Origin of the sequence: Terracoccus sp. 273MFTsu3.1, assembly GCF_000383675.1 — a bacterium.
GTDB lineage: Bacteria > Actinomycetota > Actinomycetes > Actinomycetales > Dermatophilaceae > Terrabacter.
Genome location: NZ_KB911820.1, coordinates 341,676 through 363,553, shown reverse-complemented (window position 1 = coordinate 363,553; position 21,878 = coordinate 341,676). Strand labels below are relative to the sequence as shown.

Below are 21,878 nucleotides of genomic sequence, written 5' to 3'. Positions count from 1 at the left end.
ACCGCCTGACGAGAGAGATCGAACCTTGTGACAGGAGCGGAGGAACCACACGTTTCTCCGGACGTCCGACGCAACGACTTCGGACGTCCTTGGGGTGAAGACCCACCCGCCACGCGAGCTTCGCGGGGCGGGGGTGGCCCGGGCACCTTTCCGCCCGAACCCGACAGCTAACTTCGTAGGCGCGGAGAGGTAACACGCGTGAACACTGAGAACATCCGCGGTCGCCATCGTGCGCCAGGCCGCCACAACCCCCTCAACGAACTCAAGCTCCTCGCCCGTGAGTCGGCCCAGCCGGCCATGAAGGCGGGTGCCGTCGTCGCCGCAACCGGTGGACTGGTCGCCACCTTCGCCAACCCGGCGAGCGCCGACACCCTGTCGCCCAATTCGGGTGACGTCGCGGCTGCTGCTGGCGTCGACGCCGCGGCTCCTGCCGCTGTCGGTCCGGCCACGGCTGCCGCCCCGGCCACGTCGACCGCGCTGTCGAAGATCGGCTTCGCCCCCGCCGTGCAGAAGGCCGTCGCCCACCGCGTCGCGCCGGCCAAGCCGCAGGTCATCGAGGACGTCCAGGTCAAGACCGAGCGCGCTGCCGCCAAGGCCGCCGCCGAGCGCAAGGCCGCCACCCAGCGCGCGTCGCGCGACCTGACGCGCGCCACCCTGACGACGAGCACGTCGTCGGCGAAGGCGAGCGTCAACGCCTCCGTGCCGAGCGCCTCGTCCGGCATGCGTTCATCGTCCAACTGGGCCACCCCGGGCCAGTGCACGTGGGGCGCCCTCAACAAGTGGTACCAGTCCGAGGGCTACTACCCCGGTGGCTGGACCGGCAACGCCATGGAGTGGGCCTCGGGCGCCGCGTCCGCCGGATACACCGTGACCGGCACGCCGCGCACGCGGTCGATCCTCGTCATGCAGCCCGGCGTCCACGGCTCCTCGAGCGTCGGACACGTCGCCTGGGTGACCGCGGTCAACGGCAACGAGGTGACGATCATCGAGATGAACGCCCTCGCCGGTGCGTACAACTACAACACCCGCACGCTGACCGACGGTCCCGGCATGAAGTACATCTACGCGCCGTGACCCACGGGTCCTGACCGCGGAGTTCTCCGCGAGCTGAGCGCGTACGAAGGGGAGGATGCCTGCGCATCCTCCCCTTCGGCATACCCTCCCGACCCTCCGGCCGCGTGGGATCACCCACACGCGCAACCCTGGACACGCGGGAATGATCGACCGCCCGCCCTCCTTGTCGCCTAGGTAGTTGAAGGCTCCACCGATCAACGGTCGGAGCCGCCGACCACCACCGACATCCCCTACACGTGAGGAGCAGGCCTGTGTCCACGGCCTTCGAGAGCATCCGCATCGGCCGCTGGGACCTCCCCCAGCGATTCGTCATGGCGCCGCTGACCCGCAACCGCGCGGGCGAGGGCCAGGCACCGACCGAGCTCAACGCCGAGTACTACGGCCAGCGCGCGAGCGCCGGTCTCATCATCACCGAGGGCACCCAGCCGAGCGCCGTCGGGCAGGGCTACCTCGACACCCCCGGCATGCACTCCGACGAGCAGGTCGCCGGCTGGCGCCTCGTCGCCGATGCCGTGCACGCGGGCGGCGGCCACGTCGTCGTCCAGCTCATGCACGCCGGCCGCATCGCCCACCCCGACAACAAGGGCGGCCTCGAGAGCGTGGCGCCGAGCGCGATCGCGGCGCCCGGCGAGATCGTGACCCCGACGGGTCAGCAGGCGTATGCCGTCCCGCGCGCCCTCGAGACCGACGAGATCCCCGCGCTCGTGGCGGAGTTCGTCCACGCTGCGCGTCAGGCCGTCGCGGCCGGGCTCGACGGCGTCGAGGTGCACGCCGCCAACGGCTACCTGCCGCACCAGTTCCTCGCCCCGTCGAGCAACGAGCGCGACGACTCCTACGGCGGCTCGCCCGAGAACCGGGCCCGCCTGACCGTCGAGATCACGAAGGCCGTGGCCGAGGCGATCGGTGCCGACCGCGTCGGCATCCGCATCTCCCCCGCCCACAACATCCAGGGCGTCCTCGAGGAGGACGAGGCCGAGACGGCCGCCACCTACGAGTCGCTCGTCGAGGGCATCGCCCCGCTCGGGCTCGCCTACCTCAGCATCCTCGGCGACCCCGAGTCCGACCTCGTCCGCAACCTGCGCAAGCGCTTCGAGGGCCCGGTCGTGCTCAACACGGGCTTTGGCAAGGTGACCGAGCTGGCCGACGTCGAGGACATCCTCGAGCGCGACCTCGGTGACCTCGTCGCCGTGGGGCGCGAGTTCCTCGCCAACCCGGACCTCGTCCGTCGCTGGCGCGAGGGCGCCCCGCTCAACGAGCCGAACCCCGCCACCTTCTACGGCGGCGGCGCCGAGGGCTACACGGACTACCCCGCCCTCCCCTGAGCCACCCCGCACCCGAGTGAAACCCTCGACACCCACCTCGTCGAGTGAGCGCCCGGTAACGCTCGAGTGAGCGCCCCGTCACAGACCCCTGTGGCGGGGCGCTCACTCGACTGGGACGACGCGCTCACTCGACTGTGGCGGGGCGCTCACTCGACTGGGACGAAGCGCTCACTCGAGGGGTGGGTCAGGTGGGCTCGGGCGGGTCCTCGCCGGCGTGCGCTGACGGGAGCGGGTCGCCGAGCGGGCGCTGGACCCACGCCACGTCGTGCGACGAGCCGAACTTCCAGCCGATGTCGCGGTAGGTGCCGACCGTCTCGAAGCCCATCGCCGCGTGCAGCCGACCGCTCGCCTCGTTGGGCTGGGTCATCCCAGCCGCGGCCATCCGGTAGCCGCGGGCCGTGAGCCGCTCGAGCAGGGCCTCGTAGAGCCGGCGCCCTCCCCCGCGACCGCGCCGATCAGCGGCGAGGTAGACCGAGACCTCGCACGACCACCGGTACGCCGCCCGCTCCTTGAACGGACCGGCATAGGCGTAGCCGACGACCTCTCCCGCGTCCTCGAGCACGAGGAAGGCGTGCCGCGCCTGCGCCTTGGCGATCCGGCCTGCCATCTCGACGACGTCGGGCGGCTCCGTCTCGAAGGTGACCGTCGTGCCGGTGACGTAGGGGGCGTAGATCGCGGCGCACGCGGCAGCGTCGTCGGGCGTGGCGTCACGCACCAGGTTCCGCGCGGGCGGTTTGAGCGGATCGAGCGGATCAGGCAGGTCAGGTAGGTCGGGCAGGTCGGGCATGGCGCGATGCTAGGGCCCGGGCGCGCGGCTCGGGCAGGGCCTCGACCTCGACACGACGGGACGACCTCGCCGACGTGATCGAGGTCGGTCTCGGCCGCGGGTCAGGTCCGCCCGCTCGCGCGGGCCCCGTCGTCCTCGTCGTCCTCGTCGTCGGGGTCACGATCGGGGGGCGGCTGCTGGCTCCGCGACGAGTCGAGCGCCTCGAAGAGCGTGCGCGGCACCGGGCCCGTCCGGGGCGGCACCGCGGCGCCCGCCGAGCCACGCGGCATACCGGCCGCGAAGCGGGACACGATGAGGGCCACGAAGGTGACGAGATAGACCTGCCCGACGACGGCCTCGCTCGCGGCCGCCATCCGACCGAGGTCGGTCACGGCCGCGACGTCACCGAAGCCGACGGTCGAGATCGTGACGAGGCTGAAGTACATGTACGTCGTCGTCGACACGTCCTCACCGAAGAACGGGGTCGTGGTGTAGGCGTCGATGGTCTGGAAGAGGAACGCGTAGGCCACCGCGAGCTGCAGGTAGGCCGCGACCGAGCCCATGATCGTCTGGATCGTCACGACGGTGTGCTGGAGCACCCGGCGGGCGATGAGCACCGGTGTCAGGGCGGCGGCGAGCAGCCACGTGGTCTCGGGAGGCACGGCGAAGGACCCGTCGCTGCGGCGCCACCACAGCATCACGAGACTGGCCAGGACGACGAGGACGACGAGGACGTCGACCGCGCGCCGCCAGCGCCTCCGGGACCCCGAGGCGCGGACGGCCGCGATGAGGGCCAGACCGGTGATCGCGTGCGTGAAGAGCCGGGCGGGCACCGATCCGCGCACGTCGACGAGGCCCTGGACCGCGATGGTGAGGAGCACGAGGACGAGGACGAGCCCGAAGCGGTCGAGCAGGGGCGCGCGGATGAGCCGGTCCCGGCGGCTCTGGTATCCCTCGCGGCTCGACCGGCCCGACCGGCTCGCCCGGCTCGACCGGCCGGGCGCCGGCGACGCGTCCGCGCCACCCTCGTGCCCGCTGCTGGTCTCCGCCATGCCGCCCTCCTCGAGGGTTTCGGGAGATGCTCCCCGAGACCGAGGATAGGGCGGCCGGGCCACCCGCGCCCGCAGGTCGTCAGAGACCACGCCGCCCGAGGGCGTACGCGTGGGCGAGCACCTGCTCGGCGGTCTCCTCGGGCGTCAGCGCAGACGTGTCGAACCACCAGCCGACCTCGCCGAAGCCGCGGCGCATCGTCGCGACGAGCGCCTCCTGCCCGTCGAAGTCGAACTGCTCCTCCGGGTCGCGCAGCTCGTTGCGGTGACGGCACACGTCTCCGCCCGGGTCGAGGACGACGAGAGCCAGGCCGCGGTCACCGAGCCCGGCGACGTAGAGGTCGAGCTGGGCACGGTCGGGGACGACCCAGTCGATGACGGGCGTGAAGCCCGCGTCGGCGAAGCTCGCCGCGAGCGCCACGAGGTTGTCGTTGGTGAGGCGGGTCTGGCGGTCGGCCTCGTCGGCGGGCTCCCCGAGCGCCCAGACGCGCCCGCTGACGACGAGCCGGCTGACGGTGTCGCCCTCGAGGAGCGCGGCTCGCGACAGGCGGCCCGCGACGAGCCTGGTGACCGTCGACTTCCCCGCACCCGGGGCACCGACGACGAGGAGGCAGGCGGCGCCGCCGTCGAGGGGGGAGCGCCCCGGCGCTCGAGCCGTCACGACTCGTGCTCCCCGTCCGACCCCCGGGACCGGGGGCGCCAGACCCAGCGCAGCGCGTCGGGCAGCAGGACGCCGCCGTGGTTGGCGCTGTGGCCGCCGTCGCCGAGGACGAGGCGCGCGTCGTAGCCGGCCTCGACGAGCGCAGCCGTCGTGCGGAGGTTCTCGGCGAGCCAGTTCATCTCCGGCTCGTTCCACCCGAGGTCGCGGTGCCCGGCCTGGAGGAAGATGCGTAGCGGCTGGGGCGGGCCGGCGTGGACGAGGTCGGGATAGGGGTTGCCGCCCGGCATCTGCGCGAAGCTCGACAGGAAGGCGATGACCCTGCGGAAGCGGTCGGGCCGCAGCCACGCCGCGGTGAGCGCGCCGTCGCCGCCGCTGCTGCCGCCGCAGATCCCCCACCGGTCGGGGTCGCCGCTGACCGCCCAACGCGCGGTGACGAGGGGCAGCACCTCGTCGAGGAGGAAGGTCACGTAGCGGTCGTCGAAGGCGTCGTACTCGGTGTTGCGGTTCTTCCGCTCGTCGGGGTCGTCGCGGTCCACGAACACCCCGGGATCGACGAAGACACCGATGGTCACGGGGATGTCGCCGGCGTGGACGAGGTTGTCGAGGACGATACCGCCGCGCACGTCACCGTCCGGGTCGAGATACCACCAGCCGTCGTTGAAGACCATGAGGTTCGCCGGCTCGGCCGGGTCGTGGCCGGTCGGCACGTGCACCCACACGCGGCGCGACGTCCCCGGGTAGGTGGCGCTCTCCTCGATCCGCAGCTCGACCGTCTCGCCGGCGGGGACCCCGGCGCGCCGCTCCGAGTCCGGGCCGTACTCGTAGACGACGTCCGTCTGGTCGATCGGCAGCGGTCGGTACGGCACGCGGGTAGCCATGCGTGGCAACGTACGGAGCCCTCGCGCAGGAGGCAACGGGATAACCCCACCACCCTGCGTGCGCGAGCATGGGTCGTATGCCGTCACGTCCCGTCCTCGTGCTCACCGGACCTCCGGCGGTGGGCAAGTCCACGACGGCGCGCACGGTCGCGGAGTCGCGCCAGCGGTGCGCGGTGATCGACGTCGACGACGTGCGGCAGCTCGTCGTCTCGGGCGGGGCTGCGCCGTGGGACGGGGAGGAGGGTCGGCGGCAGCAGCGGCTCGGGGTGCGCAACGCCTGCGCACTCGCCGGGCGCATGGCCGCAGCGGGGTTCGACGTCGTCGTCGCCGACGTCCTCACGGCCGAGACGCTCGGGCTCTACCGCGCACTGGTGCCGGACTGCGTCGTCGTGCGACTGAGCGTCCCGCTCGACGAGGCGTGGCGGCGGGCGGCGACCCGGACGGTGTGGCTGACCGACGAGGAGTTCGTCGCGCTGCACGAGGCCGACACCGACGCCCACCTGGCTGTCGACCACGTGCTCGACGGGAGCGGCCTCGACCTCGAGGCGCAGACCGCCGCGGTCGCCGCCCTGTGGGATCGGGCGACGCGGCTCGCGTGACGTACGCTCGAGGTGGGTCGACGACCCCCGGGGCTGCCGAGCAGCCAGGTCACGAGAGGAGACGGGCATGAGCGTCCTGCGCCAGCGCGCGTCCGCCGACGTGGCCGCCCTCCCCGCCCTCGCGGCGAGCCTCGCCGCGGCCGTCGTCGTCATCCTCGGCACCGTCACGGGTGGGAGTGCCGGCCAGGTGCTCCTCACCGCCATGACGGCCGGCGTGCTCATGGTCGTGCTCACGAAGACTGCCGTGCGCACCGTCCGGCCGGTGCCCGTGCCCCTCCACCCCTCCGGGGTGTCGGGCTCCGTCCCCGCCGCGACGGCGTACTGGTGCGCCCTCGACGCCCCACGCTGCCCGCAGCGTCCTCGGGCTCCGGGTCGGCACTGACCCCGTTCGTCGCACCCGCGACGTCCGGGCCTCTGCCCACCTGTCCCGGCCCCGTCGCGGGCCCGAGCCGAGGAGCTCACCCATGCCTGACCTGCTGTCCCCCTTCACCCATGCCGTCGCCGCGGTGCTCGCGGCCACCCACGACGTCGCCGGCGCCGTCGGCCTCCGCCCCGGCTCCGCGGGCGCCTGGCTGCTCGCCGTCGCGCTGCTCGTCGTCGCCGTCCGCACGCTCCTGCTGCCCGTGACGATCCACGGGGTGCGCTCGTCGCACGCCCGCGCCCACGCCGCGCCCCAGCTGCGCGAGCTCCGTCAGAGGTATGCCGGCAGCCGCGATCTCGAGCAGCTGACCGCGATGCGGGCCGAGCAGAAGGCGATCCACGCCGAGCACGGCGTCTCGGGATGGAGCCTCGCGCCGGCACTCCTGCAGCTGCCGCTCTTCTACGCGCTCTACCGCGTCGTCTCCGACCTGACGGCCGGGCACTCGGTCGGGGCGCTCGACGCCGGTCTCGTCGCGTCGGCGTCGGCCGCGTCCCTCGCCGGGCTGCACCTGACGAGCCACCTCGGCACGACGTTGGGGTCGAACCCGGTGGCCGGGCTCGTCCTCGTCGCGGTCGCGCTCGGTGCAGCCGCGCTCAGCCTGCTCGCGCAGCGCTGGTTCGTGCTGCCGATGACCGACGTCACCGACCTGCCCGAGGGGATGGCGACGGTCCAGCGGCTCATGCCGTGGCTCGGCGCGGCCGGCGTCCTCACGGCGGCGCTCGTCGTGCCGGCCGGCCTCATCGCCTACTGGTTCGTCAACAACGCGTGGACCTTCGCGCAGCAGGGCATCATCTGGCGCTTCGCCCCGACACCCGGCTCACCGGCCGCGAGGCGGCGTGATGCCAGGGTGCTGGAGGGCGCCGCCTCCTGACGACCCGGCGACACGGCATACCCGGGCCGTCCTGATGTCGAGCGTCCCCTCGCGGCGGCGTCGCGGGGCGTCACCGACGCTGTGGCGAGGGGACCACGATCGTGCCGCACGCGTCGCAGCGGAGGGCACGGGCGCTGTGGTTGAAGACGCCGGTCGTGACGGGGACCCCGGTCAGGTCACCGAGCAGGCCACCCCCGCTCTCCTTGAACTTCACCCCCGGCGAGCGGCCGACGATCTCGCCGGTCGTCATCGACGGTGCGGAGCAGATCGGGCAGGCGAGGTCGACGTCCATGCCGCTGTGATGCCCCGCGGCGCGACGGCGTTCCCGTCGGGACGGTCGACCTCGTCAGGGGCTGCGTCTAGCGTGGTCGGCGTGAGCGCGACACCGAGCGGGACCAGCCGGGTGAGTGGGACGAGCGAGTCGACGCGGGTGGGTGGTCCACACCTCGTCGACGACCTCCTGCGCTACCTGCAGGAGGGGCGGGACGGGCTGCTCGCGGCGCTCGACGGGCTGGGCGACTACGACGTGCGGCGCCCGATCACGCCGAGTGGCACCAACCTGCTCGGGCTCGTCAAGCACGTCGCCGGCGTCCAGCTCGCCTACCTCGGCGACTCCGTCGGCCGGCCGTCCGTCGAGCGGCTGCCGTGGGTCGAGGACGGCTCGATCTGGGACTCGGCCGACATGTGGGCGACGGCCGAGGAGTCGCGTGCCGACCTCGTCGGGCTCTACGAGCGGGCCGCGGTGCACTGCGACGCCGTCGTGCGCGAGCTCGGGCTCGACGCCCCGGCGAGCGTCGCGTGGTGGCCGGAGGAGCGCCGGTCGACGACGCTCGGGTCGCTGCTCGTGCGCTGCGTCGCGGAGGTGTCGCAGCACGCGGGCCACGCCGACATCCTCCGGGAGACGATCGACGGGCGGGGCGGGCGCGACCACGACGACATGGGCGGCGAGGCGTGGTGGACCGAGCACGTGGCGCGCATCCAGGCCGCCGCCGACGCGCACCGCCCGCCGTCGGAGGCCGACGCAGCCCACCGCGGGGCCGAGTCATGAGCGACCACCGGCCCAACGTCGTCTTCATGCTGAGCGACGACCACGCCGCGCACGCCATCGGCACCTACGGCTCCGTGGTCAACCGCACGCCGCACATCGACGCGGTCGCGGAGGCCGGCGTGCGTCTCGACAACCTCTTCGCGACGAACTCGCTGTGCGCGCCGAGTCGGGCCTCGATCCTCACCGGCACCTACAGCCACGTCAACGGCGTGACGACCCTCGACACGTTCGTCGACGCGTCGCAGCCGACCTTCGTCACGGCGCTGCGCGACGCGGGCTACCGCACGGCGTTCGTCGGCAAGTGGCACATGGGGCAGGGCTCGAGCGACGGTGTCGACCACGACCCGCAGGGCTTCGACCGGTGGGACGCGCTCATCGACCAGGGCGAGTACCACGACCCCCGTTTCCTCTCCGTCGACGGACTGCGCGTCGAGCCGGGCTACGCGACCGACCTCATCACCGACCTCGCGATCGACTGGGTCGAGTCGCTGGACGGCTCGGGCGACGACCGGCCGTGGTGCGTGCTCGTGTGGCACAAGGCGCCACATCGTCCGTGGGAGCCCGACGCCGCCCACGCGGGGATGTATGCCGAGGGCGGGCCTGCCGGAGGCGAGCCGATCCCGGTGCCCCCGACGTTCACCGACGACCTCGCCGGCCGCTCCGACACGGCACGTCGGGCGGCGATGCGGATCGCCGACCACCTCACCGAGGAGGACCTCAAGCAACCGGTCCCGCAGGGGCTGTCGGCCGACGAGGAGGCGCTGTGGAAGTACCAGCGTTACATGGAGGACTACCTCGCGTGCGTCGCGTCCGTCGACGACAACGTCGGGCGGCTGACGTCGTGGCTGGCCGACCGCGGCGAGCTCGACGACACGATCGTCGTCTACTCCTCCGACCAGGGCTTCTTCCTCGGTGACCACGGCTGGTTCGACAAGCGTTTCATGTACGAGGAGTCGATCCGGATGCCGTTCGTCCTGTCCTACCCGCGCGCGGTCGCGGCCGGACAGGCACTCGACCGGATCGTCACGAACGTCGACCTCGCGCCGACCCTGCTCGACGCGGCCGGGGTCGAGGTGCCCGAGCGCATGCAGGGCCGGTCGTTCTGGCGGGACCTCACCGATCCGGCTGCGGCACGACGTGATCGTGAGCGGGAGGCCGAGGGCTTCTACTACCGCTACTGGATGCACGACGACCGCAGCCACCAGGTCGGCGCGCACTACGGCTACCGCACGCACCGCTACACGCTGATCTTCTTCTACAACGACGGGCTCGGGCTGCCGGGCTGCTCGGACCGGCGCTTCGCGCAGGAGTGGGAGCTCTACGACCTCGAGGCCGACCCCGAGGAGCTCGTCAACGTCGCCGACGACCCGGCCTACGCCGCGGTGCGCGAAGAGCTCGAGGCCCGGCTGTGGCTGGCGCAGCAGGAGGTCGGCGACGAGCCCCACCCGGACCAGCCCGTCCCACGGCTCATCGCCGAGGGTCGCACCGCCACACGCTGAGCAGCCGGGGGGCCGCGCTCTAGGCGAGGGCCCGGTCGCTGGCGCGGTCGAGGCGACGCAGTGCCTTGCCGCCACGTCGCTCGAGACGGTCCGCGGCGCGCTGCTCGTCGGCGTCGAGGTGGCCGAGGAGGAAGGCCGCCGCGACACCCGCGTCCTCGTCGATGGCCAGGTGCCGCAGGGTCGCCCGGGTGACGACGGCGTCGTGGTGGTCGCCGAGGAGGCCCTGCACGTCCGCGGCCCGCTCGGCCACGAGGGCGACCTTGGCCCCGGTCACCGGTGCCACCGCCTCGGCCGCGTAGCGCAGCCGCTTGGCGGCCTTGCGCACGTCGTGGAGGCAGGCGGACCGCAGCTCGGGGTCACCCGTGGCGAGAGCGGCCTCGGCGAGGTCCGCCCGCTCACGCACCCGCTTGCTCTCCTTGCGCAGCACGGTGCGCACGACCTTCTTCGCGCCCCGCTCGGCGTCGTCCGTGAAGGGCGGGTGCGTGACGACGCTGTCGAGCAGGGCGATCGCGGCGGCATACCGGCTCGACCCGAGGGTCTCGTCGATGACCTCGGTGGCGGCGGTGGCGTCGAGGTGCAGCCGGGCGCGGAGCCCGGTCACGGCCTCGTCGAGGCCGTTGAGGCCGGCGGGGCCGATGTCGTCGAGGAGCGTGTCGACGAGGTCCTGCACGACCTCGGCATCGCGCGCCTCCCCGAGGCGACCGGCCGCCCAGCGCAGCTCGTCGCGGAGCGGCTCGGTGACGGCCGGGTCGACGAGCGCGTGGAAGCTGGCGAGGGCGCTGCGGATCCGTCGCATCGCGACCCGGAGGTCGTGGACCCCCTCGGGCTCCCCCGCGCGCACGGCGGCCTCGGCGGTCGCGAGGGCCTCCCGCTGCTCGCGGAGGTGCTCGCTCAGCAGGGACGCGGCGGACGGCATAGGCATTGTCTACCGTGCGCCGCCGTGGGCGTCCCCTGCTTCGCCGGATCCTGTGAAGACTCACCAGCCTCTGCCGCTCGGGTCTCAGGAAACGTACAGTCGAAAAGGTGGCACGGGTCACCGCTCCTCCCGCGATCGACACCGCCGTCGCCCCAGGCGCCAGGCTCCTCCTTCGTGCGCCCGACGCGGAGCCCGATCCTCCCCCACCGAGCCGATGGCGGCGGCTCCGCGACCGGCTCGCCCGGGTGCCGCGCCGCGTCTGGTGGGGCGTCGTCGCCCTCGTCGTCATCGTCGCGCTCGTCATCGCGTATGCCGTGACGCGACCTCCGGGACCGCCCGTCCTCACGCAGCGCGACGTCGACACGAGCGTCCAGCGCGGCATCGAGAAGCAGGCCGAGGCGGAGGCTGCCGCGCCGGCCGACGGGTCGGTCGCGCACGCGGCGATCGCGCCGTCGCTCGTGCTCATCGAGACCCGCGACACCGTGGCCGGAGAGGAACAGGAGGGCAGCGGCGCGGGAGTCGTCGTCAACGAGGACGGCACCGTGCTGACGGCGCTGCACGTCGTCGACGGGTCGACGAACATCACCGTCACCTTCGCCGACGGCACGACCTCGCCGGCGAAGATCGCGACCGAGAAGCCGGAGAGCGACATCGCGACCCTCCGGCCCTCGACGCTGCCCGAGACCGTCGTGCCCGCCGTGCTCGGCGGCGGCGTGGCGGTCGGGGCGCCGGTCTTCGCCGTCGGCCACCCGCTCGGCCTCACCGACTCGCTGTCGGCGGGCGTCGTCTCGGCGCTCGACCGGACCGTGCGCGTCGAGGGCGACCGGAAGCTCGAGCACCTGATCCAGATCGACGCGGCGGTCAACCCCGGCAACTCGGGCGGACCGCTGCTCAACAAGGCGGGGCAGGTCGTCGGCATCGTCACGGGGCTCGCGAACCCGACCGACCAGAGCCTCTTCGTCGGCATCGGCTTCGCGGTGCCGATCGCGACGGCGGGAGGGGCCGCGGGCAGCCCGCCCCGCTGAGACCGGGCCTCCGCGGGGAGGCGACCACACGGCATACGCCATCGACGAGCGTGACCCAGCAGGCGTGAACGAGCAGGCGTGAACGAGCAGGCGTGAACGAGCAGGAGGACGGCATGGACGGACAGGCACCCGCGGGTCACCCCGCTCGACACGCGCTCGAGCAGGCGCTGTACGAGGTGAAGCGGACCATCGTCGGGCAGGACGTGCTCGTCGAGCGGATGCTCGTCGCGCTGCTCGCACGGGGGCACCTGCTCGTCGAGGGCGTGCCGGGGCTGGCCAAGACGATGGCGATCAAGACGCTCGCGCAGGCCATCGGCGGCGACTTCCAGCGCATCCAGTTCACGCCCGACCTCGTGCCGGCCGACCTCGTCGGGACGCGGATCTACAACCAGAAGGACGGCGAGTTCCAGGTCTCGCTCGGGCCGGTCTTCGCCAACCTCGTGCTCGCCGACGAGATCAACCGGGCGCCGGCGAAGGTGCAGAGCGCGCTGCTCGAGGTCATGCAGGAGCGGCAGGTGACGATCGGGCGCGAGACCTTCCCGGCGCCGGACCCGTTCCTCGTCATGGCGACTCAGAACCCCATCGAGTCCGAGGGGACGTATGCGCTGCCCGAGGCCCAGGTCGACCGCTTCATGCTCAAGGTGCTCATCGGGTATCCCTCTGCCGCTGAGGAGTTCGTCGTCGTCGAGCGGCAGATCTCGGAGGCTGTGGCGACCGTCAGGGTGCTCGACCCGGAGATGCTGCGGGGCTTCCAGCGCGAGGCGGACGCCGTCTACGTCGACCCCGCGGTCATCGAGTACGCCGTCCGGCTGGCCACCGCGACCCGCGAGCCGGCGAGCGTCGGCCGGGACGACCTGGCCCGGCTGCTGACGTACGGCGCGAGCCCGCGCGCGTCGATCAACCTCGTGCTGGCGGCGCGGGCGCTGGCGTTCCTCCGCGGCCGGGACTACGCCCTGCCCGACGACGTGCGCGACCTGGCGCGGGACGTGCTGCGACACCGGATCGTGCTGTCCTACGAGGCGCTCGCCGAGGACCTCTCGCCCGACGACCTGCTGACACCGCTCCTCGCGGCCGTCCCGGTGCCGACGGCTCCGTTGCGCGAGCGGGCGGCCGGGTCGGCCTCCGTGGCAGGCGCTTTCGGGGCCGCGCCGGACGACGCGGCGGGTGGCTCGGGTGGATCCGGTGGGGACGCGACATGGGCGCGACCACCACGCTGAGCGCCGAGAGTCTGCTGCGGCGCCTCGAGTGGAGGGTGGTGCGGCGGCTCGACGGGCGACTCCAGGGCGACTACCGGACGCTCTTCCGCGGTGCCGGGCTCGACTTCACCGACCTGCGGGAGTACGTGCCAGGCGACGACCTGCGGCACATCGAGTGGAACGTCACGGCGCGGCTCGACGAGCCCTACGTGCGCGAGTTCGTCGAGGACCGCGAGCTGACGGCGTGGCTGCTGCTCGACCACTCGGCGTCGATGGGCTTCGGACCGGTCGACCGGCAGAAGGACCTCGTGCTGGCCGAGGTGGCGACGACGCTCGCCCACGTGCTGACCCGTGGTGGGAGCCGGGTCGGCGCCGTCGTCATGGACACCGGGGTCGACCTCGTCATCCCGCCGGCGTCGGGGCGCAACCAGGTCCTGCGGATCGCGAAGACGCTGCTCGACCGCCGCGAGGCCCGCTCCCTCCTGGTGGACCGTGGCAACGCCACGCGCCGGGACGGTGGGGCGTCGAGCCTCCGTCGTGGCGTACGCCGGGTGCTGGGTCGCTCGGGACAGGTCGGAGTCCCAGCCCCCTCGGGGACGGTCACGGACCTCGGGGTGCTGCTCGCGGCGGCATACGGCATCGCCCGGCGGCGGTCGCTCGTGCTCGTCGTGTCCGACTTCATCTCCGCTGACGGGTGGGAGGCGCCGCTGTCGCGGCTGGCGCGGCGGCACGAGGTGGTCGCGATCCAGGTCGTCGACCCGCGCGAGAGCGAGCTGCCCGACGCGGGCGGGGTCTACGTCGAGGACGCGGAGACGGGCGAGCAGATCTTCGTCGACACGAGCGACGTCGCGTTCCGGGCCCGGCTCGCGGCGGCTGCGGAGTCGCGGCAGTCCGACCTCGAGGCGCGGACGCGCCAGGCCGGCGTCGACCTCTACCCGGTGCGGACCGACGACGACCTCGTGCGGTCCCTGCTGCGGATCTCCGAGCTGCGGCGGAGGCGACGGCGATGAGACGGCAGCGAATGGGCTGGCAGCGAATGTTGGTGCCGCGAACGTGGTGGCCGCGATGAGCGAGCTGTCGCTGACGTGGCCGTGGGCGCTGGCGGGACTTCTCGTCGTGCCGGTGCTCGTCGTCGGCTACCGGCGGGTGCTGCGCACGCAGGAGGCACGGCGGGCGGCGCTGGCCGCGGACGGGCTCGTCATGCCCGCGCCGACCCCGTCGCGGTGGCGGCACCTCGGGCCGGTGCTGCTCATCGCGGCGCTGGGGGTCATGGTGCTGTCGCTGACGCGGCCGGTGGCGTCGGTCGCGGAGCCGCACCGGGAGGGCACGGTCGTGCTCGCGTTCGACGTGTCCAACAGCATGGCGGCGACCGACGTCAAGCCGTCGCGGCTCGAGGCGGCGAAGGCCGCGGCGCGTGCCTTCGTCGAGAAGCAGCCGGCGTCCGTACGGATCGCCGTGGTCGCGTTCGGCGGGACGGGGCTCGTGACCCAGCGACCGACCCTGGACCGGGCGGCCGTGCTGGCGGCGGTGGCGCGGCTCAAGCCCGCCGGCGACACGTCGCTGAGCGACGGGATCCTCGGCGGCCTGAGCGCGATCGTCGGCAAGCCGGTCAAGGCGCCCGGCGACGCGGAGAAGGGGACGGCCGAGGAGACCCCGATCGGCTACCACAGCGGGACGGCGATCGTGCTGCTCACCGACGGCGAGGACACGACGGACGACGGGCCTTCCGGCGCGGCCGAGCTCGCGTCGGCGGCGGGAGTCCGGATCGAGCCGATCGGGCTGGGGACGCCGGCGGGGACGACGATCAAGGTCGACGGCTTCAGCATCGCGACGGCGCTCGACGAGTCGTCTTTGCAGGCAGTGGCGGAGACGACCGGCGGGACGTACCGCCGGGCGTCGGACGCCGCGTCCCTGGCGGCCGTGTATGACGCGGTCGAGCTGCAGTGGACGACGCGGACGGTCCCCCACGAGGTGACGTCGTGGGTGGCTGCGTTCGCTGCGTTGCTGCTGCTCGGCGGGGCGACGGTGTCGGTGCTGCGGCAGGGGCGGGTGGTCTGACGTGTCGTTCGGGGTGCCGCTGCTGCTCGTGACGCTGGTCTTCGTGCCGGTGCTGCTCGGGGTCTACGCGTGGCAGCTGCGGCGTCGACGCAGGCAGGCGGTGCGCTACTCGAACGTCGCGCTGCTGCGGTCTGCGGGGGCGGGGTCGGCGTCGTGGAAGCGGCACGTGCCCATCGCCCTGGTGCTCGGGGCCCTCGGGCTGCTGGGGCTGGCGAGCGCGCGGCCCACGGTGCGGGCCGAGGTGCCGACGTCGAGCGCGACGATCATCCTGGCCCTGGACGTGTCGGGGTCGATGTGCGCGACGGACGTGGTGCCCAACCGGCTCAGCGCGGCGCAGGCGGCGGTGCGGTCGTTCGTCGAGGGGCAGGACGACGAGACGAAGGTCGGACTCGTCGTCTTCTCGGGGTTCGCGCAGCTGGCCGTGGCGCCGACCGCCGACCGGGACGAGCTGCTGTCGGCGATCGACGCGGTGACGACGGGACGCGGGACGACGATCGGCGCGGCCATCCTGCGGTCCATCGACGCGATCGCCGAGCTGGACCCGAACGTGGCGCCGGCGGATGCGGTGGACGAGCCGTCGACCGACGGGCCGGGCCTGGCTGACCCGACTCCTGCGCCGACGCCCACCGGTGGTGGCGCGGGTGGGGCTGACGGCAGCGGGGCAGCCGTGGACGTCGCACCGGAGATCATCGTGCTGCTGACGGACGGCGCGAACACCCGCGGCGTGACGCCCGCCCGGGCCGCGGAGCAGGCCGCGGCGCGTGGGGTGCGCGTCTATCCGATCGGCTTCGGCACGACGAACCCGACGCAGATGGCGTGCACGCGCGACCAGTACGGCGGCTTCCAGCCGCGGGCGCGCGACTTCGGCGGTCCGGGCGGCGGGGCGCTGGGCGGCCGCAACTTCCTCGTGGTCGACGAGGCGGCGCTCAAGGGAGTCGCCCAGACGACGGGTGGCGAGTACTTCGCCGCGACCGATGCCGACGGCCTGACCAAGGTCCTCGCCGACCTCCCCAAGCACGTCACGGTCAGCGAGCAGGACATCGACCTCAGCGCCGCGGCCGGCATCGTGGCCGCAGCGCTCCTGCTCGCCGGTCTGGGCCTCTCGCTCCGCCGCTCGACACCTTGAGGCGCGCCGAATCCCGGAGCAGGGCGAGACGTGGACGCGACGCTCGTGCCCCGGACCGTCGGGCTCGGCGGGCCGGTCAGCCGACCATCTCGTGGAGGTGGACGCCGTGGTCCGTGGCGATCAGCTCGGCCGCCTTCTCGCCGATCATGATCGCTGCAGCGTTGGTGTTGCCACTGACGACGTTCGGCATGACGCTCGCGTCGGCCACGCGCAGGGCCGCGATGCCGTGCACCCGCAGCCCCGGGTCGACGACCTCACCGATCCGGCACGTCGATGTCGCGTGGTAGACGGTCAGCGCGTAGTGGCGGGCCAGGTCCTCCAGCAACGCGTCGCTCGGCTCGGAGCCGGACTCGTGCCCGTGGGCTCGCGCCAGGTGCGGCGGGATGACCGGCTCACCGAGGCCACCCCCGGGCCAGGCCTTCGCGATCTCGAGCGCTCGGCGCATCACGGCGACCATGACCGACACGTCGTGCGGGTCGCCGAAGTAGTTGAACGCGATGCGTGGTGAGACCGCAGGGTCGGCGCTGCTCAGCGTCACCGAACCCTCGGAGTGGGGTTGCACCGGGTTGGGGAGCACGACCACCTGGCCGTGCGTCGGGTCGAGGAAGGACTCGGGGTCCTCGAAGAACGCGGACGGCGGGAGTCGGAAGACGCCCTCCCAGATCGCCGGCGTGTAGCCGGTCGCGAGGAAGCCGATCTGCGCGTCGTGGGTGTGCTCGTCCCCGAGCCCGGTCGAGTAGAACGCGACGGCGTCGTAGAGCGAGGACGACGCGATGCCGCGGCCGGTGGTGAACCACTCGCCGATGCGGCGCTCGGCCTCGGCCTTGGCCGCTGCGAGGGGCTCGGGGAGGTCGACGTCGTCGGCGGGGTCGGTCGGGAGCGGACCGGCCGGGGACCGCAGCGCGTCGGGTCCCAGGGACAGGGCGACCTCGGTCATCGTCTCGCCGATGCCGTCGGCGGCAAACATCAAGGGCGTGTGGAGGTGGTCCTTGAGGTGACGGCCCACGTCCGGGAGGTCGACGACGCAGTCCACGCCGACGGCGGCGAGCTCGTCGCGGGCCCCGACACCGGAGAGCAGCAGGATGTGGGGCGACCCGATGGCGCCCGCGCACAGCACCACCTCGGTGCCCGCGGTCACCTCCTCGTGGGCGCCGTCCCCGGTGCGGTAGGCGACGCCGGTGGCGCGGACCGCCTCCCCGTCCGCCTCGGTCAGGATCCGCTCGACGCGGGCGCCGGTGACCACGGTGAGGTTCTCGCGCTCCATCGCGGGCTCGAGGTAGGCGTGGAAGGTCGAGCTGCGCCGCCCGTCCTTCGTCGTCGTCTGGAAGAGCGAGGCCACGCCCTGGGGTTCGAGGCGGTCGCGACCGTTGTAGTCACCCTGCTTCAGACCCGCGGCGCCCGCGGCCTCGACGAACTGGGTCGAGGCGCGGAGGACCGGCTGGCGCACGGACACACCCACCGGGCCGTGCTGGCCGTGCAGGTCGAGGTCGGCGTGCAGCTCCGGGCTGTCCACGAAGCCCTCGGCCTTGCGGAAGTAGGGCAGGACCTCGTCGTAGGACCAGCCCTCCGCGCCACCGGCGGCCCACGCGTCGAAGTCGCCGGGGTGCCCTCGCACGTAGGCCATGTAGTTGAGGCCGGAGGAGCCGCCGAGCATCTTCCCCCGCGGCACCATCATCTGGCCGCCGACGAGGCCCTTTCCCACTCCCCCGGGGTCGCCGTTGTACATCCAGTCGGTCGCGGGGTCGTTCTGCAGGCTCGCGACGGCTGCCGGCACGAGCTCCGCGGGCGGCGGCGGGCCGCCGGCCTCGAGCAGGCACACCGTGACTTCCGGGTCCTCGCTCAGCCGGGCAGCGACGACGGCGCCCGCCGATCCCGCCCCCACGATCACGTAGTCGTACGTCGATCCCATCGTTACCACCTCGTCGTGGTGCCTCGCCGTGCGGCGGGGACGGTCTCGCCACGCAACCACACTCCGGGAGGGGAGACAAGGGAGGGGACAGCCCCGTCACGGAGGACGGCGGCTCCGGGCGGGCGAGTCAGTGGAGGGTCTCGTGGCGGTGGCACATCTCGACGAACTTCGCGATGCGCGCTGCCCGGGTCTCTGGCTTCTTGGCCTCGCCGACGCGGTAGAGGATCGCGAAGCGGTTGGCCCGTGTGAGGGTCTCGAAGAACGCATGGGCGTCCGGATCGGCAGCGAGTGCGGCGGCCAGGTCGTCGGGGACGGTCGCGCTCTTCTGACCGGCATAGGCCGCCGCCCAGCGGCCGTCCGCCTTGGCCGCGTCGACCTTGGCCTGTCCGGCCGGGCGCATGCGACCGGCCGTGATCAACGCCTCGGCCTTGTCCCGGTTGATCTGCGACCACACGCTCCGCGGCCCTCGCGGGGTGAACCTCTGCAACCAGTAGGTCTCGTCGTAGCCCCGCTTCTGCCCGTCGATCCAGCCGTGACAGAGGGCGACGTCGAGCGCCTCGACGTAGGTGACCGTCTCGGCCGCACCCGCCTTGCCGATCTTGAGCCAGAAGCCGCGACGGTCGGCCTGGTGCTCGTCGAACCAGACCTCGCAGTCAGCGGCGGTGGCGAACGAGATCACCGGCTCTCCGGCCACCTCCTCCGCCGTCTCCTCGTCGGACATGCGCCCATCGTGTCACCGCCCACCGACGGGGTGGTCGGCTGCGCGACCGGTCAATCCGCGAGTCGCGACTCGCGTGGAGGCTCGTCGCCCGTCGGGCGCCATGGCTCGTGCTGGTGCGAGAGCCAGACCTCGTCGGGGGCGAGCGCGCGGACCAGCCGCTGGCCCTCGGTGCGCGGATGGTCGAGCTCGTCGAAGAAGACCGCCGTGTCTCCGGCGATGACGACGGAGCGGTCGCCCGTCTCGACGACCACGACCTGCGAGCCTCGCGTGTGGCCGGGCGTCGACACGAGCCGGACGCCGGGCAGCAGCTCGAGCGTGCCGTCGACGGTCTCGTAGTGCACTCCGGATGCCTCGACCCACTCGCGGATCGTGTAGTCGTCCCGGGTCAGCGCGTCATCCAGCTCGGCCGCCTGGACGTACACGGGCTTGCCTGCGAAGAGGTGGTTGCCACCACAGTGGTCGAAGTGCAGATGGGTGTTGACCACGATGTCGACCCCGGCCACGTCGAAGCCGGCCTGCTCGCTCAGTGGAGTCAGCCTGGGATCCATGTCGTCGACCGCAGGGTGCAGCTGTGTCATGCCGGTGTCGACCAGCACGCGCGCGTCAGGGTGGTCGATGACGTGCACGTAGACCGGCATCGGTTCGCCGTCGGCGAGCAGCTCGGCGACGAGGACCGGCGTGACCGCCACCGTCGACAGCCCGCTCTCCGACTCCTCGGCCGTGCTGTGGGGATCATCCATGGTGGCAAGTCTGGGCCAGCGGGGCCTCTGCCGGCAGCGAAGCGTCGAAGTGACCGCGGCCTGGTCGAACGGCGGCGTCACCGTCGCCGACACGCATGGCGTCAGCACGGGGGCTGTCACCACACGGCGTGCTGCTCGCCGCGACCTCAGGCAGTGCGTGCGTGCGTCGCCTGAGGGCGCGGCGAGATGGCGCCGATGCGTGCAGCGTCAGTCGCCGGGCGCGTCCGGGCCGTTGGAGATCTGGCGCAGGGTCGAGATCACCGTGACCTCGGGCCAGTGCTCGGCGTGCAGCTCGGCGAACTTCCGCTGGTCGGCCACGGCCTCCTCGAGGGTGTCGTACTGCATGATCGACCACCCGCCGATGACCTCCTTGGACTCGGCGTACGGCCCGTCGTGCTGGGTGATCTCGCCCTGGCTGACGACGAAGTTCACGGCGTCCTCCGTCCCGTAGAGCCCGCCGCCGTCGAGGAACACGCCCGCGGCGGCCCGCTCGCCGATGTGGACGTCCATCGCGTCGAACAGCGCCTGCGGCGGCGTCCCGATCCCTTCTTCCATCCTCACGAAACCCATGAAACGCGGCATGTCGATCACTCCTCCTGGTTGCTGTGGTGTCCTTCGTACTCGTACGTCGACCGGCTGGGCAGGTCCTCGACACGCATCTCGAGAAATCTTCGGAAGCCTCCGAAGGACCCGCTCCACCATGCGCCGACGGTGTCGTCACCCGGCACTAGAGTCGGCACGGTCGCCGAGATCCGCCCTCACGGCGACGACCGGCGAGCGCCCGGACCATCACGGAGGACACCGATGTCACGCACGCGGATCCACAACTTCTCGATCTCCCTCGACGGCTTCGCCACCGGCGAGCCGCAGTCGCTCGAGGCCCCCTTCGGCCACGCGGGTCACAAGCTCCACCACTGGATGATGCGCACCCAGTACTGGGACCCCGACGGCACCGACGGGGTCGACCACGCGTACGCCGAGCGCCACGGCCCCGGCATCGGCGCGGAGATCATGGGCGCCAACAAGTTCGGCCCTCCCGGCTGGCACGACGACCCGGACTGGAAGGGCTGGTGGGGACCCAACCCGCCCTTCCACACGCCCGTCTTCGTCCTGACCCACCACGCCCGCCCCTCCCTCGAGATGGAGGGCGGCAACGTCTTCCACTTCCTCGAGGCCTCCCCGGCCGAGGCGCTCGAGACGGCCCGCGCGGCCGCCGACGGACAGGACATCCGGATCGGTGGAGGCGCCACCGTCGTCCGCGACTTCCTCGCCGCCGGCCTCGTCGACCACATGCACCTCGTCCAGGTCCCGATCGTGCTCGGCCGCGGCGTCCGCCTCTGGGACGGTCTCGAGGGCGTCGAAGGGGCCTTCGATGTCGAGACCGTCGCCTCCCCGACCGGTGTCACGCACCTCACCTTCACCCGCAAGGCCTCGTAAGGGCACCTCCCACACGGACCCGGGCACCCGGCATACGCCATCGGTGGGGTGACGCGGCTAGCGTGTGGGCGGTGGCGACAGAGCTGACGAACGACGCGACCACCGACCGGGCGACGATCGAGGGGATGGTCGACGCGTTCTTCGGGGCGTTCGTCTCGGGACCCGGCTGCGCCGAGCGGATGGACCTGCTGCGCGGGCTGCTGCTCCCGGAGGCCGTCATCGTGCGGACGTGCGGGACGGAGCCCGCGGTCATGGGTGTCGAGGAGTTCATCGCACCACGCGAGGCGCTGCTGACCGACGGCTCGCTCACCGACTTCCGCGAGTGGCCCGCCGCGGGGCGCGTCGAGGTCTTCGGCGACATCGCGCACTGGTTCGGCAGCTACGCCAAGGCCGGAACGCAGGAGGGCGAGCCGTTCACCGGGCGAGGGATGAAGACGATCCAGCTCGTCCGCACGACTGACGGGTGGCGGATCAGCGCCGCCGCCTGGGACGACGAGCGCGAGGGCCTGACCCTGCCGACCGACGCCGGCTGAGCCCACCCGGAGCCGGCCGTCGCCCGGTG

Annotated in this window: 25 protein-coding genes and 1 riboswitch; of the genes, 14 read left to right on the top strand and 11 right to left on the bottom strand. The window is 72.8% G+C overall.

Translation table 11 applies throughout. The features are described 5' to 3' along the window. Nucleotides 1-6: 6 nt before the first annotated feature. A riboswitch (cyclic di-AMP (ydaO/yuaA leader) is annotated at nucleotides 7-194 on the top strand. Between the two features lie 4 nt (nucleotides 195-198). Continuing rightward, a complete protein-coding gene (locus tag H283_RS0101635) occupies nucleotides 199-1,074 on the top strand; it encodes a CHAP domain-containing protein (RefSeq protein ID WP_020141765.1) in 876 nt (291 codons plus the stop codon). 251 nt (nucleotides 1,075-1,325) lie between these two features. After that, nucleotides 1,326-2,396: an alkene reductase gene (locus H283_RS0101630; RefSeq protein ID WP_020141764.1), complete on the top strand. Its 1,071-nt coding sequence runs from the start codon at nucleotides 1,326-1,328 to the stop codon at nucleotides 2,394-2,396. Nucleotides 2,397-2,580: 184 nt separating this feature from the next. On the opposite strand, the gene H283_RS23670 is transcribed toward H283_RS0101630, so the two are convergent. The 4 genes from H283_RS23670 to H283_RS23665 all read right to left on the bottom strand — a co-directional run bounded on the left by H283_RS23670 (nucleotide 2,581) and on the right by H283_RS23665 (nucleotide 5,750). After that, on the bottom strand, nucleotides 2,581-3,183 hold the full coding sequence (locus tag H283_RS23670; RefSeq protein WP_081633747.1) for a GNAT family N-acetyltransferase: 603 nt from the start codon (nucleotides 3,181-3,183) through the stop codon (nucleotides 2,581-2,583). Nucleotides 3,184-3,284: 101 nt separating this feature from the next. Continuing rightward, complete coding sequence (locus tag H283_RS0101620; protein ID WP_020141762.1) at nucleotides 3,285-4,214, bottom strand: potassium channel family protein; 930 nt, start codon at nucleotides 4,212-4,214, stop codon at nucleotides 3,285-3,287. A gap of 79 nt (nucleotides 4,215-4,293) precedes the next feature. Beyond that, complete coding sequence (locus H283_RS0101615; protein WP_020141761.1) at nucleotides 4,294-4,872, bottom strand: AAA family ATPase; 579 nt, start codon at nucleotides 4,870-4,872, stop codon at nucleotides 4,294-4,296. After that, nucleotides 4,869-5,750, bottom strand: coding sequence for an esterase family protein (locus H283_RS23665; protein ID WP_043647899.1), 882 nt, complete (start codon nucleotides 5,748-5,750; stop codon nucleotides 4,869-4,871). Before H283_RS23665 ends, H283_RS0101615 begins: the two co-directional genes overlap by 4 nt. Before the next feature lie 77 nt (nucleotides 5,751-5,827). Here H283_RS23665 and H283_RS27475 point away from each other — a divergent pair, with 77 nt between their 5' ends. The 3 genes from H283_RS27475 (at nucleotide 5,828) to yidC (ending at nucleotide 7,641) form a co-directional block, all read left to right on the top strand. Continuing rightward, nucleotides 5,828-6,349, top strand: a complete 522-nt coding sequence (locus H283_RS27475; RefSeq protein WP_020141759.1) for an AAA family ATPase — start codon at nucleotides 5,828-5,830, stop codon at nucleotides 6,347-6,349. Nucleotides 6,350-6,416: 67 nt separating this feature from the next. Next, complete coding sequence (locus tag H283_RS0101600; RefSeq protein ID WP_020141758.1) at nucleotides 6,417-6,731, top strand: hypothetical protein; 315 nt, start codon at nucleotides 6,417-6,419, stop codon at nucleotides 6,729-6,731. 82 nt (nucleotides 6,732-6,813) lie between these two features. Next, nucleotides 6,814-7,641 (top strand): membrane protein insertase YidC, encoded by an 828-nt coding sequence (gene yidC, locus H283_RS0101595; RefSeq protein ID WP_020141757.1) that lies wholly within the window; start codon nucleotides 6,814-6,816, stop codon nucleotides 7,639-7,641. Between the two features lie 70 nt (nucleotides 7,642-7,711). Here yidC and H283_RS0101590 read toward each other — a convergent pair whose 3' ends face one another. Continuing rightward, entirely contained in the window at nucleotides 7,712-7,933 is a 222-nt protein-coding gene (locus H283_RS0101590; RefSeq protein ID WP_020141756.1) for a hypothetical protein, read from the bottom strand. 81 nt (nucleotides 7,934-8,014) lie between these two features. Here H283_RS0101590 and H283_RS0101585 point away from each other — a divergent pair, with 81 nt between their 5' ends. Both H283_RS0101585 and H283_RS0101580 read left to right on the top strand, forming a co-directional pair. After that, nucleotides 8,015-8,689, top strand: a complete 675-nt coding sequence (locus tag H283_RS0101585; RefSeq protein WP_231372204.1) for a DinB family protein — start codon at nucleotides 8,015-8,017, stop codon at nucleotides 8,687-8,689. Beyond that, entirely contained in the window at nucleotides 8,686-10,188 is a 1,503-nt protein-coding gene (locus H283_RS0101580) for a sulfatase (RefSeq protein ID WP_020141754.1), read from the top strand. The genes H283_RS0101585 and H283_RS0101580 overlap by 4 nt, the downstream gene beginning before the upstream one ends. Nucleotides 10,189-10,207: 19 nt before the next feature. On the opposite strand, the gene H283_RS23655 is transcribed toward H283_RS0101580, so the two are convergent. Beyond that, complete coding sequence (locus H283_RS23655) at nucleotides 10,208-11,104, bottom strand: CHAD domain-containing protein (protein ID WP_020141753.1); 897 nt, start codon at nucleotides 11,102-11,104, stop codon at nucleotides 10,208-10,210. Nucleotides 11,105-11,211: 107 nt separating this feature from the next. Here H283_RS23655 and H283_RS0101570 point away from each other — a divergent pair, with 107 nt between their 5' ends. From H283_RS0101570 to H283_RS0101550, 5 genes are all read left to right on the top strand, one after another. Then, nucleotides 11,212-12,129, top strand: coding sequence for a S1C family serine protease (locus H283_RS0101570; RefSeq protein WP_196805887.1), 918 nt, complete (start codon nucleotides 11,212-11,214; stop codon nucleotides 12,127-12,129). Between the two features lie 92 nt (nucleotides 12,130-12,221). Continuing rightward, the gene (locus H283_RS0101565; RefSeq protein WP_020141751.1) at nucleotides 12,222-13,346 is read left to right on the top strand and encodes a MoxR family ATPase; all 1,125 of its coding nucleotides are present in this window, start codon (nucleotides 12,222-12,224) and stop codon (nucleotides 13,344-13,346) included. After that, a complete protein-coding gene (locus H283_RS0101560) occupies nucleotides 13,325-14,335 on the top strand; it encodes a DUF58 domain-containing protein (protein WP_020141750.1) in 1,011 nt (336 codons plus the stop codon). The genes H283_RS0101565 and H283_RS0101560 overlap by 22 nt, the downstream gene beginning before the upstream one ends. 55 nt (nucleotides 14,336-14,390) lie before the next feature. Then, complete coding sequence (locus H283_RS0101555) at nucleotides 14,391-15,383, top strand: VWA domain-containing protein (protein WP_043647898.1); 993 nt, start codon at nucleotides 14,391-14,393, stop codon at nucleotides 15,381-15,383. Nucleotide 15,384: 1 nt separating this feature from the next. Further along, complete coding sequence (locus H283_RS0101550; RefSeq protein WP_020141748.1) at nucleotides 15,385-16,509, top strand: VWA domain-containing protein; 1,125 nt, start codon at nucleotides 15,385-15,387, stop codon at nucleotides 16,507-16,509. Nucleotides 16,510-16,585: 76 nt separating this feature from the next. Here H283_RS0101550 and H283_RS0101545 read toward each other — a convergent pair whose 3' ends face one another. The 5 genes from H283_RS0101545 to H283_RS27470 form a co-directional block, all read right to left on the bottom strand. Further along, on the bottom strand, nucleotides 16,586-18,418 hold the full coding sequence (locus H283_RS0101545; RefSeq protein WP_020141747.1) for a GMC family oxidoreductase: 1,833 nt from the start codon (nucleotides 18,416-18,418) through the stop codon (nucleotides 16,586-16,588). A gap of 127 nt (nucleotides 18,419-18,545) precedes the next feature. Further along, nucleotides 18,546-19,139 carry a YdeI family protein gene (locus H283_RS0101540; protein ID WP_020141746.1) on the bottom strand — a complete coding sequence of 198 codons (594 nt, stop codon included), beginning with the start codon at nucleotides 19,137-19,139 and terminating at the stop codon, nucleotides 18,546-18,548. Nucleotides 19,140-19,189: 50 nt separating this feature from the next. After that, nucleotides 19,190-19,879, bottom strand: a complete 690-nt coding sequence (locus tag H283_RS23650; RefSeq protein ID WP_051103513.1) for an N-acyl homoserine lactonase family protein — start codon at nucleotides 19,877-19,879, stop codon at nucleotides 19,190-19,192. A 207-nt stretch (nucleotides 19,880-20,086) separates the two neighbouring features. Then, nucleotides 20,087-20,461, bottom strand: coding sequence for a YciI family protein (locus H283_RS0101530; RefSeq protein WP_043648139.1), 375 nt, complete (start codon nucleotides 20,459-20,461; stop codon nucleotides 20,087-20,089). A 5-nt stretch (nucleotides 20,462-20,466) separates the two neighbouring features. Next, nucleotides 20,467-20,619: a hypothetical protein gene (locus H283_RS27470; protein WP_156022908.1), complete on the bottom strand. Its 153-nt coding sequence runs from the start codon at nucleotides 20,617-20,619 to the stop codon at nucleotides 20,467-20,469. Between the two features lie 64 nt (nucleotides 20,620-20,683). Here H283_RS27470 and H283_RS0101520 point away from each other — a divergent pair, with 64 nt between their 5' ends. Both H283_RS0101520 and H283_RS0101515 read left to right on the top strand, forming a co-directional pair. Beyond that, on the top strand, nucleotides 20,684-21,316 hold the full coding sequence (locus tag H283_RS0101520; RefSeq protein ID WP_020141742.1) for a dihydrofolate reductase family protein: 633 nt from the start codon (nucleotides 20,684-20,686) through the stop codon (nucleotides 21,314-21,316). 71 nt (nucleotides 21,317-21,387) lie between these two features. Next, the gene (locus H283_RS0101515) at nucleotides 21,388-21,849 is read left to right on the top strand and encodes a DUF4440 domain-containing protein (RefSeq protein ID WP_020141741.1); all 462 of its coding nucleotides are present in this window, start codon (nucleotides 21,388-21,390) and stop codon (nucleotides 21,847-21,849) included. Nucleotides 21,850-21,878: the final 29 nt, after the last annotated feature.